Source organism: Terribacillus saccharophilus (assembly GCF_046592595.1).
In the GTDB taxonomy this organism is placed as follows: domain Bacteria; phylum Bacillota; class Bacilli; order Bacillales; family Amphibacillaceae; genus Terribacillus; species Terribacillus saccharophilus_C.
Genome location: NZ_JAWVPF010000007.1, coordinates 1 through 16,219, shown reverse-complemented (window position 1 = coordinate 16,219; position 16,219 = coordinate 1). Strand labels below are relative to the sequence as shown.

Annotated in this window: 14 protein-coding genes; 13 read left to right on the top strand and 1 reads right to left on the bottom strand. The window is 45.7% G+C overall.

The window, feature by feature from the left end:
* Nucleotides 1-6: 6 nt before the first annotated feature.
* Nucleotides 7-456, bottom strand: coding sequence for a GNAT family N-acetyltransferase (locus tag SFC25_RS12580; protein ID WP_411215614.1), 450 nt, complete (start codon nt 454-456; stop codon nt 7-9).
* Between the two features lie 160 nt (nt 457-616).
* On the opposite strand from SFC25_RS12580, the gene SFC25_RS12575 reads away from it, so the two are divergent.
* The 13 genes from SFC25_RS12575 to spoVE form a co-directional block, all read left to right on the top strand.
* Nucleotides 617-1,498, top strand: coding sequence for a 2-dehydropantoate 2-reductase (locus SFC25_RS12575; protein ID WP_411215613.1), 882 nt, complete (start codon nt 617-619; stop codon nt 1,496-1,498).
* A complete protein-coding gene (locus tag SFC25_RS12570; protein ID WP_411215612.1) occupies nt 1,495-1,878 on the top strand; it encodes a DUF3397 domain-containing protein in 384 nt (127 codons plus the stop codon). Before SFC25_RS12575 ends, SFC25_RS12570 begins: the two co-directional genes overlap by 4 nt.
* 33 nt (nt 1,879-1,911) lie before the next feature.
* Nucleotides 1,912-3,537 (top strand): bacillithiol biosynthesis cysteine-adding enzyme BshC, encoded by a 1,626-nt coding sequence (bshC, locus tag SFC25_RS12565; RefSeq protein ID WP_411215611.1) that lies wholly within the window; start codon nt 1,912-1,914, stop codon nt 3,535-3,537.
* Between the two features lie 166 nt (nt 3,538-3,703).
* A complete protein-coding gene (gene mraZ / locus SFC25_RS12560) occupies nt 3,704-4,135 on the top strand; it encodes a division/cell wall cluster transcriptional repressor MraZ (RefSeq protein WP_038559932.1) in 432 nt (143 codons plus the stop codon).
* Between the two features lie 23 nt (nt 4,136-4,158).
* A complete protein-coding gene (gene rsmH, locus SFC25_RS12555) occupies nt 4,159-5,118 on the top strand; it encodes a 16S rRNA (cytosine(1402)-N(4))-methyltransferase RsmH (RefSeq protein WP_411215610.1) in 960 nt (319 codons plus the stop codon).
* Nucleotides 5,119-5,136: 18 nt separating this feature from the next.
* A complete protein-coding gene (gene ftsL, locus SFC25_RS12550; RefSeq protein ID WP_411215609.1) occupies nt 5,137-5,517 on the top strand; it encodes a cell division protein FtsL in 381 nt (126 codons plus the stop codon).
* A 16-nt stretch (nt 5,518-5,533) separates the two neighbouring features.
* Complete coding sequence (locus tag SFC25_RS12545; protein WP_411215608.1) at nt 5,534-7,669, top strand: penicillin-binding protein; 2,136 nt, start codon at nt 5,534-5,536, stop codon at nt 7,667-7,669.
* A gap of 83 nt (nt 7,670-7,752) precedes the next feature.
* Nucleotides 7,753-9,687, top strand: coding sequence for a stage V sporulation protein D (locus SFC25_RS12540; protein ID WP_411215607.1), 1,935 nt, complete (start codon nt 7,753-7,755; stop codon nt 9,685-9,687).
* 121 nt (nt 9,688-9,808) lie between these two features.
* Entirely contained in the window at nt 9,809-11,284 is a 1,476-nt protein-coding gene (locus SFC25_RS12535) for a UDP-N-acetylmuramoyl-L-alanyl-D-glutamate--2,6-diaminopimelate ligase (RefSeq protein WP_411215606.1), read from the top strand.
* Complete coding sequence (locus SFC25_RS12530) at nt 11,281-12,639, top strand: UDP-N-acetylmuramoyl-tripeptide--D-alanyl-D-alanine ligase (RefSeq protein WP_411215605.1); 1,359 nt, start codon at nt 11,281-11,283, stop codon at nt 12,637-12,639. Before SFC25_RS12535 ends, SFC25_RS12530 begins: the two co-directional genes overlap by 4 nt.
* A 79-nt stretch (nt 12,640-12,718) precedes the next feature.
* Nucleotides 12,719-13,699 carry a phospho-N-acetylmuramoyl-pentapeptide-transferase gene (gene mraY, locus SFC25_RS12525; protein ID WP_411215604.1) on the top strand — a complete coding sequence of 327 codons (981 nt, stop codon included), beginning with the start codon at nt 12,719-12,721 and terminating at the stop codon, nt 13,697-13,699.
* On the top strand, nt 13,699-15,051 hold the full coding sequence (gene murD, locus SFC25_RS12520; RefSeq protein ID WP_411215603.1) for a UDP-N-acetylmuramoyl-L-alanine--D-glutamate ligase: 1,353 nt from the start codon (nt 13,699-13,701) through the stop codon (nt 15,049-15,051). Before mraY ends, murD begins: the two co-directional genes overlap by 1 nt.
* A gap of 71 nt (nt 15,052-15,122) precedes the next feature.
* Nucleotides 15,123-16,219 (top strand): stage V sporulation protein E (gene spoVE / locus SFC25_RS12515; protein WP_411215602.1); only part of this gene is annotated, 1,097 nt, incomplete at its 3' end.

Here is a 16,219-nt window from a genome sequence, read left to right as displayed (position 1 = left end):
CTTTTTTCATTTTGTCGGCTGCCACGTCATCACAGACAAGCTGTCTTCCTTTTTACTGCTGTCCTTGAAATTCAGCCTAGTCCAGAAAGCTTCCGAATGTACCCTTGCTTTCGTTCGAACTGGTTTGGCAAAGGACTGCACGAACTCCACAAGAGATGAACCAAGTCCATTTCCTTGGTATGCAGGCAGCACTTCCAGTTTGGAAATTTCCACATATCCCTTTGGCGGATAGAAAGTATTGTCACGCTGTTCGTTTACAAAGGTGAGCGCCATTCTTGCTGCAAGCTCATTATCCATGTAAATTCCATAAAAAAGTGTGTCATCGTCACTCTCAATAAGGCTGAGCTGGAACTCATCCAGCATCGAAAGCTCTGCGTTACCCTGTGCGGCAAAGCGTTCAAAATCCTCAGCTGTTTTATAATTCACCGGCAATTTTTCCACTTTAGCAAATGTCATACAGATTCCCCTCTCCGTATTAAAAAATTTCGCTGTGTGACTTATGTTTTCAATATATATGAAAACGGTTACAAATTCAAGCGTTATATTTCTTATATCCATACTGTCAGTTCTTTTGCTAAAATAAACAATTAGGTAAAGGACGATTGGGGGAACGGATATGAAAATCAATGTGATCGGCGGAGGGGCGATCGGGTTGCTTATAGCCGCCAAACTCGGCAGGTATCATGATGTGCGGCTGATGACAAGAACACGCGACCAGTCCGAAATGATTGCAGGGAATGGTCTGCATGTAGGGGACGAAGTGATTACGGTGGATACGCTGCCTTCGGCTGAATGGCAGGCTTTAAAACAAGCCGATGTATGGATATTCTGTGTGAAACAATATGATTTGCACCAAATTTGGGAAAAGTTGAAGCCGTATGCTAAAGCTCCAGCCGTTTTCCTCCAAAATGGTATGGATCATACGGACTTTTTGCAGAAAGCAGATTTTGATTATCCGATTATCGTCGGATCGGTAGAACATGGTGCTATACGGATAGATTCCCATACCGTAGCGCATACAGGGCAAGCTGTGATTCGCCTGGCTGACCTGGCTGGCAATTACGCTGGAGTACTTGTGAAACAGCTGCATAAACCAGATTTCCCGTTTTTATTGGAGCAGGATTGGCATGTGATGTTAGGAACAAAATTGATTGCAAATGCTGTGATCAATCCGTTGACTGCCATTTATCAGGTGGAGAATGGCAAGCTGCTGGAACGCCCAGCCTTTGAAAAGTTAGCTTTGCTGTTATGCGAGGAAGCAGCAGATGCGCTCGGTTTAGAGGTGGAACAGCAATGGGCAAATGTTCGCAGAATCATACAAGCCACAAAAGCTAATCTATCCTCTATGTACAGAGATATTCAAGCTGGCAGGCAGACTGAAATTGAATCCATATCCGGATACGTCCGCAAACATGCCAAACAAGCCGTTCCTTATACGGATTTTGTCTACTATAGTATACTTGGACTTACGAAACAGCAGGAGAGGACTAATCTATGACGCACTTAATTGCTTACCTTTTAGCGGCAGCAATAACCGTACCGCCGCTTGCTACTTGGATTTATTATTTGATTGCCAGACGTATCATCCATAAAAGACGGAATGCTTTTCTCCATAGCGTGCAAACTACTGCCGTATTCTATATCTTTTCTGTTATGATTATGTTGCAAATCATTTTACAGCATACAGTGATCGGTTATATGATAGGTTTCCTTGCGGTATTGTTCATTATGGTGGTGCTTTTGCATTATAAGTACCGCGGAGAGATCGTCTTTAAGCATGTATGGCGCATTTTCCTGCGCATCTGCTTCCTCTTGTTCGGTCCGCTATACATCCTGCTGCTCGTAGCAGGTGTTATCGTTACATTTATCAGACAGTAATACATATCAGATGTTTATAAAGGAGTACTTAATATGGTAATACAACCAATGAGACTGGAAAGTCCGAACAAATTGGTAGCCGATTATCGGGCAGAGCTTCCTTCTATCATGGGGAAATTCAATTTATCCCCATTCCGCCAAGAAAGCTATGCAACTAGACTGGAGGAGCTTGAAGCTCGTAAATTCCCGAGGGAGGCGCTAGTTGAACTTCTCCACAAATGTAATAGAGAGTGGGGAGCGGATCAAGCAACGATCCATAATATCGATAAATTGGCTGATGCTAAGACGGTGGCTGTTGTAGGCGGTCAACAGGCAGGCCTTTTCACCGGTCCCTTATTGACATTGCATAAGATTACTTCCATCATTTCCCTTGCTTCCGAGCAAAGCAAAAAACTAGGTGCGACGGTCATTCCGGTTTTCTGGATAGCCGGTGAGGATCATGACGTGGAGGAAATTAACCATATTTACCTTCCAAAGGGCAGCAAGCTGAAGAAATTCAAATGGAAGCAGCATTTGGCTGAAAAGATAGCAGCTTCTGATGTAGTGCTTGATAACGGATTGATGCACGATTTCTTGCAGGAAGTGATTGCTGCCCTGCCAGAAACAGCGTACACAAAGGATATTCATTCGACGGTTGGCAATATATTGGATCAATCCGAAACTTTTGTTGACTTCTTCGCGAAATTCATTCATTTCTTGTACAAAGATACAGGATTGGTGCTTGTGGATTCTGGTGATCCAGCACTAAGACAAGTGGAGCGGCCATTTTTCCGGGAGCTGATCGACAAGCAGCAGCAGATAAGTCAAGGTGTTTATGGAGCATCTCAGGAGCTTCAGCAGATGGGCTATACCGACGTGTTGGGTGCGGAACCAGAGGATGCCAACCTGTTCTGCTATATCGACGGTGAAAGAACGCTCCTTATACGTGACAGTGAGGGCAAGTGGCGAGGTAAAGCTGATGAAGCAGTCTTTACAGAAGAAGAGCTGTTACTTATAGCGGAAACAGCGCCGGAAAGACTCAGTAATAACGTTGTCACCCGCCCGCTCATGCAGGACTACCTCCTTCCGGTACTTGCTTTCATTGCCGGTCCTGGAGAAATCGCCTATTGGGCGAATCTGAAACCAGGCTTTGAGGCAGTTGGCTTTAACATGCCGCCGGTCATGCCGCGTCTGTCTTTCACGATGCTTGACAGTAAGACCGAGAAGCTGCTCAGCCGTTATCACCTGCGCCCGGAGAAAGCTATCGCATCTGGTGTAGAAGCGGAGAAAATCCATTATCTTGCTGCACAGCAGCAGCCGCCGATCGCTGTTTTATCTGAGCAAGTGAAGCGTGCAATGGCTGATTTACACGCACCGCTGCGGCACAGTGCCGCATCAATTGCTGATGATCTCGGCAGCCTGGCAGAAAAGAATCTTCGTCATTTGGAGGAAGATATTGATTTTCTGGTAAAGCGAATGGAAGCTAGGATAAAAGAACAGCATAGAGTGGCGTTATCCCATTTTGACCATATCCAATGCGCACTTCACCCGGAAAATGGGCTGCAGGAGCGGACATGGAGCCTATTCTCTATTTGGAATATGCACGGACTGGAGATTTGGCACGAATTAGCGCAGAAAAGCTATGATTTCACAACGCCCCACCATATCGTAACGTTATAATGAAACACAAAGCGTGTCTGGTCGACGACCAGGCACGTTTTTTTGTGCACAAAACTCCGAAAAAGCGCTAGGCAAGGGAGAAAATGCTATTAAAAAGTGTGAATATTGAGGTGGTGAAATGTGGGGCGATGTGGTACTATGAAAATGGAAAGTGGGGGCGGAGTCTATGTTCATGGGGGAATTCCAGCATACGGTCGATACAAAAGGACGTATTATCGTACCTGCCAAGTTCCGTGAAGACTTGGGAGAACGTTTCGTACTGACCCGGGGATTGGACCAATGTTTGTTTGGATACCCTATGGAGGAATGGAGACTCCTAGAAGAAAAACTAAAAAAGCTGCCATTGACCAAGAAGGATGCCCGTGCATTCACTCGCTTCTTCTTTTCAGGAGCAGTCGAATGTGAGCTTGATAAGCAAGGGAGAATCAATATCCCTGCACCGCTCAGGAAATATGCGAAGCTTGAGAAGGACGTTGCCATCATTGGTGTGTCTGGACGGATCGAATTCTGGGCGGAGAGCGAATGGAATTCCTATTTTGATGAATCTGAGGAATCTTTTGCTGAAATCGCTGAAAATATGCTTGATTTCGATATTTGATGGTAGCCGAAAGGATGTATAACTTGTTTGAACATTATAGTGTGCTGAACAGAGAGACGATTGAAGGGCTCGCTGTGAAGCCAGAAGGTACATATGTGGATTGCACCCTAGGCGGAGGAGGTCACTCCGAAGTGATTTTGAAGCAGTTGTCTGATAAAGGTAAACTGTATGCGTTCGACCAGGACAAGCAAGCCATCGAGGCCACATCGGCGAGACTCGCGCAATATGGCGATCGGATCGAATATATCCAGGCGAATTTCCGACACTTGAAAAGCGAACTTGAGGAAAGAGGCGTCACGGAAGTCGATGGGGTAGTATTCGACCTGGGCGTATCCTCTCCGCAGCTTGATCAGGCAGAAAGAGGATTCAGTTATCAGCACGATGCGCCGCTGGATATGCGCATGAACCAGCATCAGGCGCTTTCTGCCTACGAGGTGGTTAATACGTGGTCTTACGAGCAGCTTGTACGGATATTCTTCCAATACGGAGAAGAGAATTTTTCCAAGCAGGTTGCGAGAAAAATAGAGAATAGACGAGAAACGAAACCGATTGAAACAACATTTGAACTTGTGGAAGTGATCAAGGAAGCGATTCCTGCACCTGCAAGAAGAAAAGGCGGCCATCCGGCCAAAAGGATTTTCCAGGCGATCCGGATTGCAGTGAATGATGAACTGCAAGCATTTCGGGACGCGCTGCAGCAGACAGCAGAGATAGTTGCAGTTGGGGGAAGAGTGTCAGTCATTACCTTCCACTCGCTGGAGGACAGAATGTGTAAGCAGGCATTCAAATCTTGGAGCACACCGCTGCCGGTTCCGCGCAATATCCCAATTTTGCCGGAAGACAGCAAGGCACCGTTTGCTCTTATTACGAGAAAGCCGATATTGGCAAGTGATGAGGAACTGGAAGATAACAGAAGATCCCGTTCCGCAAAACTCCGCGTTGCAGAGAAAATAAAACCGTGGAGTTCCAAATTCGAATTCTAATACAGGGGAGGAATAAGCTTGAGCGCAGAACGTGCAAGAAGCTGGCAGCAGAGCAGTCCGGCACAAAGACCGCAGCAGCAGCCGAAACGACAGGTAAAAGTAAAAGTTCATAAGAAAACGTGGATTACGCCGGGAGAGAAGGTTCTATATGCTGTATTCAGCTTGGTTATCTTGGCTGCAGCAGCTTATTTCGTCACCTTCGCAGCTTCCACGTATAACGTTAATCGTGACTTGGAAGCACTTGATTCCGAAATCAGCCACCAGCAGGTCGCAAACAAAGATCTGACTTATGAAGTAAAAGAATTGAGCAAACCGGAACGCATCATCGATATCGCACGTGATGCGGGTTTGAAAGTACAAAGCGCAAAAGTAAAAGAGGCAAACAAAGTCTCTGAATAAGAAAGGTACTGTCAATATGAAAAAGAACAAGACATCACAAAGAATGGCGATGTTTCTGCTATCCGTCTTTGCCTTGCTCTTTCTTGTCTTAGCTGGACGTTTCTTGTTCATCCAGGCATCCGGTGAAGTTGCCGGGGTCAATTTAAAAGAATTCGCGGAAGGTAAGCGGACCGACTCGTATACGCTCGAAGCAACGAGAGGGAAGATACTGGATCGCAATGGAATGGAGTTGGCGTACGATCAGCCAACTTATTCTATTTATGCGATTGTTAGTGAAAAATATTCCGCGGATAAGGACCATCCGATCCATGTGACAGATGTGGATAAGACAGCAGAAGAGATTGCTGAAGTCATCGGGGCAGACGTGAACGATTTGAAAAAACGTCTTCAAGATGGAATCGACGGGGACAAGTTCCAGGTGGAATTCGGTTCCGCCGGAAGCGGATTATCGCAGGATCAGAAGAAAAAGATCGAAGACCTCGACTTGCCGGGGATTCAGTTCACAGAAGAAGCAGAGCGCTTTTATCCGAATGGTACCTTTGCTTCGCAAGTAATTGGACTGGCACAGCGACAAGATGGCGTAATTGCTGGCTTGACAGGAATTGAACAGCAGCTGAATGATCAGCTGGCGGGTAAAAATGGGAATATCTCATATGAACAAGATGGTTATGGATATAAGCTGCTGAATCCGAATGAAGAAGTTCAGGCTGCCCAAGATGGTGATAACGTTTACCTGACCATTGATCAAAAGATACAGACTTTACTGGAGGATACTCTTACACAAGTAGATGAAAAGTGGAGTCCGAAGAAAATCAGTGCAGTTGTCATGAATCCAAAAACCGGTGAAATTGTAGCAATGAGCAACCGGCCGAGCTATGATCCGAACGACCCGGAGAATGTGGAAAACTGGTACAATGACTCCATTTCCAATCCGATGGAACCAGGATCGACCATGAAGATGTTCACTGTCGCGTCTGCGATTGAAGAGGGGAAATGGAATCCGGATGAGGAATATAAATCCGGAACCTATAAGGTCGACAAAGATACGACGATTGGGGACTATAATAAATCTTGGGGTTCTATCAGCTACTTAGAAGGAATTCAGCGATCTTCCAACGTGGCGGTTGCGAATCTGGTGGCTAATAAAATCGGTGAAGATAAATTCCTGGAGTATCTTAAGAAATTCCATTTTGATCAAAAGTCTGGCATTGATTTGCCGGGTGAGATAGCTGGTACAATTTTGTATAACTACGAAGCCGAGCGAATCAGTACAGCCTATGGGCAGGGGACGACTGCAACACCGATACAAATGGTCACTGCAGCAAGTGCCATTGCCAACGATGGCAAGATGGTGACACCACATATTATCGATAAAATCGTCAATCCAGACACAAAGAAAGTAGTCGAGCAGAAAAAGACAGAGGTTCAAGCGGAGCCAATATCAAAAGAAACAGCAGATGAGACTTTGAAAATACTTGAATCAGTCGTAACATCTGAACATGGTACTGGTAAACCGTATAAATTGGATGATTATAGTGTGGCTGGTAAAACGGGTACTGCACAAATCCCAAATCCAAACGGTGGCGGCTATATGCAGGGTAAGAATAATTATCTATTCTCCTTCCTTGGTATGGCGCCTGCTGATGATCCGGAACTGATCATGTATGTCTCCGTGCTGCAGCCAGAATTGAGTGCGACGGAAACTGGCAGTGAACCATCTGCTTTCATCTTCAAAAATGTGATGGAAAATGCGCTGCATTATATGGACATCAGTCCGGATCAAGCCGACGATAAAAATGAAGTATCCGAAAAACGAGTACCAGATATTGAAGGTATGTCTACTCGTGCAACAAAGAACGCCTTGGAAGATACCGGCATGGATGTAGTTGTTATCGGTGAGGGAGATAACGTCGCCAAAACGAGTGTGGAAAGCGGCCAATCCGTTCTGGAAGGCGAACGAGCAATCGTTGTTACAGATGAACCAACGATGCCTGATATAAAAGGATGGTCCATGCGTGAAGTGCTTGAATTGGGAGAACTGCTCCAGCTGGATGTTGAAACACTCAACAGCGGCTACGTCAAGACACAAAGCATCAAAAAGGGAACGAAATTGAATAAGAACGACTATCTTGCTGTCGAATTCTCGACATAAGAAAACCGGACAGTGGTCTATCCGCTTGCCAACGGTCATAACATGGATACAAGCCTACCTTTGTATACGAGGGAGAGATTTGTGTGAAGAGAGTATCCAATGTTACGATGCGCAAGCGGTTGGTCACTGTTTTTATTTTGGCGTTTATCGTGTTCCTGGTTATCGGAATCCGATTGGCATATGTCCAGTTCGTCCTAGGCAAGGACTTGGTGGACAAGGCTGAGGATTCCTGGAGCAGGAATATCACATTCGAGCCGGAAAGAGGAAAGATACTCGACCGTAATGGTGAGGTGCTGGCAGAGAATGTCTCTGCACCAACTGTGATGGTCGTACCGCGACAAATCAAGGATCCTGACAAAACAGCAGAAAAGCTCGCTGAGATCCTTGGAATGGAAAAGGACAAGGCCTTGCAGCATGTGACGAAGAAAGCGTCCATTGAAAGAATTCACCCAGAAGGACGAAAAATTTCAGAAGAGCAAGCAGAAGCCATTCAGGCATTGAACATGGAAGGTGTTTATATTGCCAAAGATTCGAAACGGCACTATCCAAACGGGGACTATCTGTCCCATGTACTCGGCTTCAGCGGAATTGACAATCAGGGCTTAATGGGGCTGGAGGCTTACTATGACGAAGAACTGAGCGGAGAGTCGGGAAGTCTGTCGTTTTTCTCTGATGCAAAAGGGCATCGTTTGGAAGATATGGCGGATGTCTATACACCGCCAACGGATGGAATGGACCTTCAGCTGACCATTGATTCTGATATCCAAACGATCATAGAGCGGGAACTGGATAATGCAGAAGCAAAATACAATCCGGATGGAGCGATAGCATTAGCTGTAGATCCTGATACAGGTGAAATCCTCGGAATGTCGTCGAGACCGTCTTTCGAGCCGGAAAATTACAACGAAGCCGACCCAGATACGTACAACAGAAATCTGCCGATCTGGAGTTCCTATGAGCCAGGTAGTACATTCAAGATCATTACACTCGCTGCTGCATTGGAGGAAAAGGTGGTAGACCTGGAAAACGATCATTTCCATGATAGCGGTGCGATAAAAGTGGATGGCGCCACACTGCATTGCTGGAAGCGCGGGGGCCATGGGGACCAGACATATTTAGAAGTAGTGCAGAATTCTTGTAACCCAGGGTTTGTTTCACTTGGACAGAAACTCGGAACAGATCGTCTATTCTCTTATATTAAGGATTTCGGATTCGGTGAGAAAACTGGTATCGATTTGCAGGGGGAAGGTAAAGGTATTTTATTTGATCCGACGAAAATCGGGCAAGTGGAGACAGCCACCACTGCTTTCGGACAAGGTGTTTCTGTAACGCCAATCCAGCAAGTAATGGGTGTATCAGCTGCTATCAACGGAGGGTACTTATATCAGCCGCATATAGCCAAGTCGTGGAAGGATCCAGTTACCGGAGACACAGAGACAGCCACAGAGACAGTCATGAAACGACGGGTAGTGTCGGAGGATACATCAGAACAGGTGCGTAACGCCTTAGAAAACGTTGTAGCTAAAGGAACAGGTCGAGGAGCTTACCGCGAAGGATTTCGGATTGGCGGTAAAACAGGAACAGCCCAGAAAGTGGGAGCAAACGGAACCTATATGGAAAACAACTATATTCTTTCCTTCATCGGGTTCGCACCTGCCAATGATCCGGAGATCGTCGTTTACCTTGCCATAGATAATCCGAAGAATACCATCCAATTCGGTGGTAAAGTAGCTGCGCCGATTGTAGGTACCATCCTGGAGGACAGTCTTCGTTCAATGGGAGTAGAACCACAGACGGACGGACTGGAAAAATCATACAGCTGGCCCGAAGAGCCGCCGGCAGAAGCACCTGATTTTGTCGGTATGAAAAAACGGGAACTGACAGAATACTACACGACACTGAACCTGGAATTGAGCGGAAAAGGTGAGTATATCATCGATCAAGAACCAAAAGCTGGAACAAAGATGGAAGCAGGATCCACTGTCCGCCTGTATTTATCCGAAAACCCTCCTGAATAAATCGGATGAACCATTCCTGCAGACATAAATTCTGGTATAATGGGGAAAGGTTTTTACGCCTCAATTAATTAAAATAATATTACTTTGCATTTTGTAAGGATAAATGAAGGACGTGGCAGCTTTGAAACTAGCAGTACTTTTATCCGCACTGCCTTTTTATGAACAGCAGGCGGCCCATGAACAAATCGACATTACCGGATTGACAATCGATTCCCGGGAAATTAAATCTGGCAATCTATTCATTTGTATAGATGGAGCAGTAGTCGACGGACATACGTTTGCCAGACAGGCTGAGGAGCAAGGAGCGGCGGCTATTTTAGCCGAACGCCCGGTTGATGTATCCATTCCAGTCATTCTGGTAAAAGACACACTTCGCGCTTTGGCTCCATTAGCCAATACTTTCTACGATCACCCATCAAAAGAGATGCGGGTAATCGGAATTACTGGTACCAACGGCAAGACGAGCATGACGTATTTGCTGGAAAGTATTTTCCGTTCCAACAAGGAAGCTACTGGTGTGATTGGTACAATCCAAATGAAAATCAAAGATGAGACATTCCCGGTGAAAAACACGACACCGGATGCACTGTTCCTGCAAAAAGGTTTCCGGAAGATGGTAGATGAAGGAGTCGATACGGCTGTCATCGAGGTATCTTCCCATGCATTGGACAGGGGAAGAGCGCACGGCACTGATTTTGATATTGCTGTATTTACGAATCTCTCACAGGATCATCTTGATTATCATGAAAGCTTTGAAGATTATTTCCATGCAAAAAGTCTTTTATTTTCGCAGCTAGGTAATACTTTTGATCCAGAGCATCCGAAGTACGCGGTTATCAATACAGATGATCGTTACGCAGATGCATTGATTAGATCGACTGCACAGCCAATTTGCACGTATGGGATCGATAACGAAGCTGACATCATGGCCAAGGATATACAGCTTGCGTCCAATGGTACGACTTTTGTGCTTCAAACACCGAAGGGCGAAGCAAAAATCACAAGCAAGCTGATGGGTAAATTCAATGTTTATAATATGCTTGCGGCTGTGGGAGCAGCTATTTGCAGCGGTATCCCTTTTGAAACGATCTGCAGCACATTGCAAAAGACGACCGGTGTAGCTGGCCGGTTCGAACCTGTCATGGCTGGACAGCCGTTTGGCGTAATTGTGGACTATGCACATACACCGGATTCATTGGAGAATGTCCTGACAACGATAAAATCGTTCGTGAAGGGCAATATAATAACTGTAGTAGGCTGCGGTGGCGACCGCGACAAGACAAAACGACCGCTTATGGCAGGAAAAGCTGTCCAATATTCCGATACATCCATTTTCACTGCGGATAATCCGCGTTCAGAGGATCCGAATGCTATCCTGGAGGATATGGTAAGAGGATTGGAATCCGACCAGTATGTTGTCGTTCCAGACCGGGCAGAAGCAATTCAGCGTGCCATTGAGCTTTCCGGAAATGATGATATTGTCTTGATCGCGGGTAAAGGGCATGAGACGTATCAGATCGTAGGAAATCAGGTGCTTGATTTTGATGATCGTCTTGTTGCAGCGCAAGCCATCCAAAGAGCAGGATTAGGAGAATGACCATGCTATTTTCAAGTGATTTCCTATATGATGTATTCCCTGATGCAACAAAACAGCAGGAATTCGCCATTGTAGAAGTGAATACCGATAGCAGAAAAGAAGCGCCAAATAGTTTGTTTGTCCCAATTAGGGGAGAACGGTTCGATGCACATGCTTTTATAGAACAGGCAGTTTCACTGGGGGCGGTTGCTTCTTTGTGGGATAAATCATTACCGATTCCCGAAGCTGCTTCTAGTATTGTGCTGTTTCTGGTGGATGATACGCTGGAAGCACTACAGAAGCTTGCTAAAGCACATCGCGATGCGGTTGATCCGATTGTTGTCGGTATCACCGGTTCAAACGGTAAAACAACTACGAAAGATATAGTTACTAGTGTTTTGAAAGAGAAATATGAGGTGCTGGCAACCAAAGGGAATCTTAATAACCATATTGGATTGCCCCTCACTGTGCTATCTATGCAGCCTTCCTGTGAAGTACTTGTTTTAGAGATGGGCATGAGCAATTTCGGTGAAATCGAACTGTTGTCGCATATTGCGCAGCCTGATTATGCCATCATCACGAATATTGGGGAATCCCATATCGAATTCCTTGGTTCAAGAGAAGGCATTGCCAAGGCAAAGAGTGAGATTACAGCTGGCCTTGCTGAAGATGGCGTACTGATTATTGATGGGGATGAGCCTCTGCTTACATTCCAACATGAAAAAGAAACTACGATCACATGCGGCTTTGAAGGGCATAATAAGCAGCTGCTCAAAATCGAGCAGGCACTTGATGCGGCAACTGCTTTTTCTGTGAACGGTGAAAATTATACATTTTCTTTGCTTGGTGCGCATAATGTACGGAATGCAGGATATGCAATCGTGCTAGGAAAAGAGCTTGGTGTCAGTCAGCAGCTTATCCAGCATGCATTGGATGCTCCGTCAATGACTGGAATGCGTATGGAACAGGTTGCTGGTAAGAATGGGAGTAAGATCATCAATGATGCATATAACGCTTCTCCAACTTCAATGAAAGCAGCCATTGGGACAGTACAGGGGCTGCCGTTTGCCAAACGCATCCTTGTACTTGGCGACATTTATGAAATTGGGGCCGACTCCAAACGCTATCATCGAGAGATTGCAGAGGTTATCACTACGGATACGACGCATGTGTTTACCGTTGGTAATGATTCGGATGAAATTACAGATGCACTGAAAGATACACCAATCACAGCCATCCACTTCCGCGACAAGGATTCCTTGGCAGAAGCACTGCTGCCATTGCTAGAGCAGGATACAATCGTCCTTCTGAAAGCATCACGCGGTATGAAGCTGGAATCCATACTTGACACAATCGCTGTTATGGAAGAAAATTAATAGCTGGTAAACCGAAACGTGGCGCCACTGGCGCCAGTAATACACTGGACGGGTGCTTTTTTAAAGGAGGAAAACATCAATGAACGTGGCACTATTACTTGTGACAATTGCAGTAGCATTCATCGTCACCGTCCTTATTTCTCCAATAATCATACCATTTCTGCGAAGGTTGAAATTCGGTCAGAGTATTCGTGAGGAAGGACCAAAATCCCATATGAAAAAGTCGGGTACACCGACGATGGGCGGCGTGATGATCATGATCAGCATTGTCGTATCAACATGGATCATGCATGCAATAGGCAACATCCATTTTAGCCTGGAAACGTGGCTGCTATTATTCGTATTGATCGGATACGGCTTGCTCGGATTCCTGGATGATTACATCAAAGTGGCAATGAAACGGAATCTTGGATTAACATCCAAGCAGAAAATGATTGGCCAGATCGTTATTGCAATCATTTTTTATGCACTGCTTCGATACAATGATTTCGGTACGTACATACAGATTCCGGGAACATCGATTCAGTGGGACCTCGGATGGGGTTATTTCTTCTTGATTCTTGTCATGCTTGTCGGCGCATCCAATGCTGTCAACTTGACTGACGGGCTGGACGGTCTTTTGGCAGGTACTGCTGCGATCGCATTCGGAGCTTTTGCCGTGGTGGCTTACTATGATGTCCAACAAACACAAATCACTGTATTCGCTTTGGCTGTAGTTGGAGCATTGCTGGGATTCCTAGTATTCAATGCGCATCCAGCGAAGGTATTTATGGGAGACACTGGATCACTGGGACTTGGCGGTGCTATCGCAGCTGTTGCCATCCTGACGAAAATGGAGATTCTGCTTATTGTTATCGGCGGTGTGTTCGTTATTGAGACACTTTCTGTAATGATCCAGGTTATTTCCTTCAAAACGACTGGTAAACGGGTATTCAAGATGAGCCCGCTTCACCATCACTATGAACTTTCCGGTTGGTCGGAATGGCGTGTGGTAACGACATTCTGGGCAGTAGGACTATTATTCGCTGTCATCGGTGTTTACATGAAGGTGGGATTATGATGAGTGATTTTGAAACCAAATTCCCATATCAGAACGTGCTTGTGCTAGGCTTGGCCAAGAGTGGATTTGCTGCTGCCAGCACATTGCTCGCCCATGGACGCAATGTGCGGGTAAGTGACTTGAACGCAGCCAATCAAGAAGAGTTGGTTCAAATTCTGGAGCAAAAAGGTGCTCAAGTGAAGCTTGGCGTACAAGAAGTAGAACTACTGGAAGATATCGATGTTTTGATCAAGAACCCAGGGATTCGATATGAAAATGTGATCGTACAAACAGCAATGGAAAGAAAGATTCCGGTTCTGACGGAAGTAGAACTTGCTGGTTTGCTTCATAAGGGTACTTTGATTGGCATAACTGGCTCGAACGGTAAAACGACGACGACAACACTTGCTTATGAGATGTTGAAAGAAAGCGAGGTCAGTACGTACGTAGCAGGTAATATCGGTACAGCCGCATCGGAAGTTGCCGACAGGACAACAGAAGATGACCGGCTTGTTTTGGAGCTTTCATCTTTCCAGCTCCAAGGGATAGATCAGTTCCGTCCGAATATCAGCGTTATGCTGAATATTTTCGAGGCCCATTTGGATTATCATCATTCTCTAGAGAACTATGAACAAGCAAAAGCCAATATTTTCCGTAATCAAGATGCAACTGATTATCTTGTTTACAATGCAGAAGATGAGCGGCTGCGTGAAATCGTCAAAGCTGCAAAAGCAACGCTTGTTCCTTTTTCTGGTTCTAGAAAACTGGAAAATGGTGCGTGGTACGATGATACACATGTATACTTCAAGGATGAACCGATAGCTGCAATGAAAGATATCCTGCTTGTCGGAGGCCACCAGCTGGAGAATATTCTCGCAGCATTAGCAGCCGCTAAACTAGCTGGAGCGACTAATGAAGGCATTCAGCAAGTATTGAAGACTTTCTCAGGTGTTGAACATCGATTGCAGTATATTAAGCATATCAATGGCCGTGCATTCTATAACGATTCAAAGGCTACCAATATATTGGCAACGTCCAAAGCATTATCATCGTTTGATCAGCCGACTATCCTGCTTGCAGGAGGGTTGGATCGCGGTAATACGTTTGAAACGCTTGTCCCATTCATGGAACATGTGAAAGCATTGATCGTGTTCGGTGAAACAGCTGAAAAATTGCGGGAGACTGCCTATATGGCTGGAATCGAACTTATCGAACATGCGAAGGATGTCAAAGAGGCAGCTGAAATCGCACATCGCATCTCTGAAAGCGGCGATGTGATTCTTCTGTCTCCAGCATGTGCAAGCTGGGATCAGTACCGGACATTTGAAGAAAGAGGAGACATGTTTGTTGAAGCGGTGCATACATTAGAGTAGGGGCTTGTCCTGCTCAGCCGCTTCGCTGCATGCGGACCCCCAATTCCAATACAAGGAAATGGGGTTTTTCTTTGCGTAAATCTAATCTTCCGAAGACGGACTGGCTATTGCTCTTTTCCATCGGAGGCCTGCTGACAATCGGTATCATCATGGTGTATAGTGCTTCTGCAGTGTGGGCGGAATATAAATTTGATGATAGCTTCTTTTTTGCCAAGCGGCAGCTATTGTTCGCCGGTGTTGGCTTAGGAGCTATGCTGGTCATTTCCAGGCTGCATTATGAGATTTGGCGGAAATATGCGAAGGTTTTACTGTTGATTTGTTTTATCCTGCTCATTGCCGTCTTGATCCCCGGTGTCGGTTTGGTCCGCGGTGGTGCGAGGAGCTGGATCGGGGTAGGGGCGTTCAGTATCCAGCCTTCTGAATTCACGAAGCTGGGTTTGATTATATATTTAGCTGTCTATCTCTCGGCCAAGCAAAAATATATAACCTCCTTGAAGCAAGGGTTCCTGCCTTCGCTCTTACTTGTTTTTACCGCATTCGGTATGATCATGCTCCAGCCGGATCTTGGTACAGGTGTGGTGCTTGTACTCACATGTATGGTGATGATTTTGGTAAGCGGAGCCAGAATCTCTCATTTCGTCGGTCTCGGCATTTTAGGATTAGGTGCTTTCGCAGCGCTTATCCTGTCAGCGCCATATCGTATACAGCGCATCACTGCTTTTTTGGATCCATGGGAGGATCCGTTAGGGGAAGGGTTCCAGATCATTCAATCTCTTTATGCCATCGGCCCTGGTGGATTAATGGGATTGGGTTTGGGAAACAGTCTGCAAAAATTCTTTTATTTGCCAGAGCCGCAGACAGATTTCATCTTTGCCATTCTTTCAGAGGAGCTCGGTTTTATAGGCGGTGCCGGTGTCATGCTTCTTTTCTTGCTGTTTTTATGGCGAGGCATACAAGTTGCACTTCGAGCCCCTGATGGCTTCAGCAGTCTGCTGGCATTGGGTATCACAGGCATGATTGCTATTCAATGTATGATCAATATCAGTGTTGTAATTGGCTTGATTCCAGTTACGGGTATTACGCTGCCTTTTCTCAGCTATGGTGGATCTTCACTTACACTAACGCTGAGCTCTGTCGGTATCCTCTTGAATGTGAGCAGATATAGCAA

Bases quoted from the DNA above. Each gene is read 5' to 3' on its own strand.
- SFC25_RS12580 (WP_411215614.1), bottom strand. From the start codon at position 456: ATGACATTTGCTAAAGTGGAAAAATTGCCGGTGAATTATAAAACAGCT.
- SFC25_RS12575 (WP_411215613.1), top strand. From the start codon at position 617: ATGAAAATCAATGTGATCGGCGGAGGGGCGATCGGGTTGCTTATAGCC.
- SFC25_RS12570 (WP_411215612.1), top strand. From the start codon at position 1,495: ATGACGCACTTAATTGCTTACCTTTTAGCGGCAGCAATAACCGTACCG.
- bshC (WP_411215611.1), top strand. From the start codon at position 1,912: ATGGTAATACAACCAATGAGACTGGAAAGTCCGAACAAATTGGTAGCC.
- mraZ (WP_038559932.1), top strand. From the start codon at position 3,704: ATGTTCATGGGGGAATTCCAGCATACGGTCGATACAAAAGGACGTATT.
- SFC25_RS12545 (WP_411215608.1), top strand. From the start codon at position 5,534: ATGAAAAAGAACAAGACATCACAAAGAATGGCGATGTTTCTGCTATCC.
- SFC25_RS12530 (WP_411215605.1), top strand. From the start codon at position 11,281: ATGACCATGCTATTTTCAAGTGATTTCCTATATGATGTATTCCCTGAT.
- mraY (WP_411215604.1), top strand. From the start codon at position 12,719: ATGAACGTGGCACTATTACTTGTGACAATTGCAGTAGCATTCATCGTC.
- murD (WP_411215603.1), top strand. From the start codon at position 13,699: ATGAGTGATTTTGAAACCAAATTCCCATATCAGAACGTGCTTGTGCTA.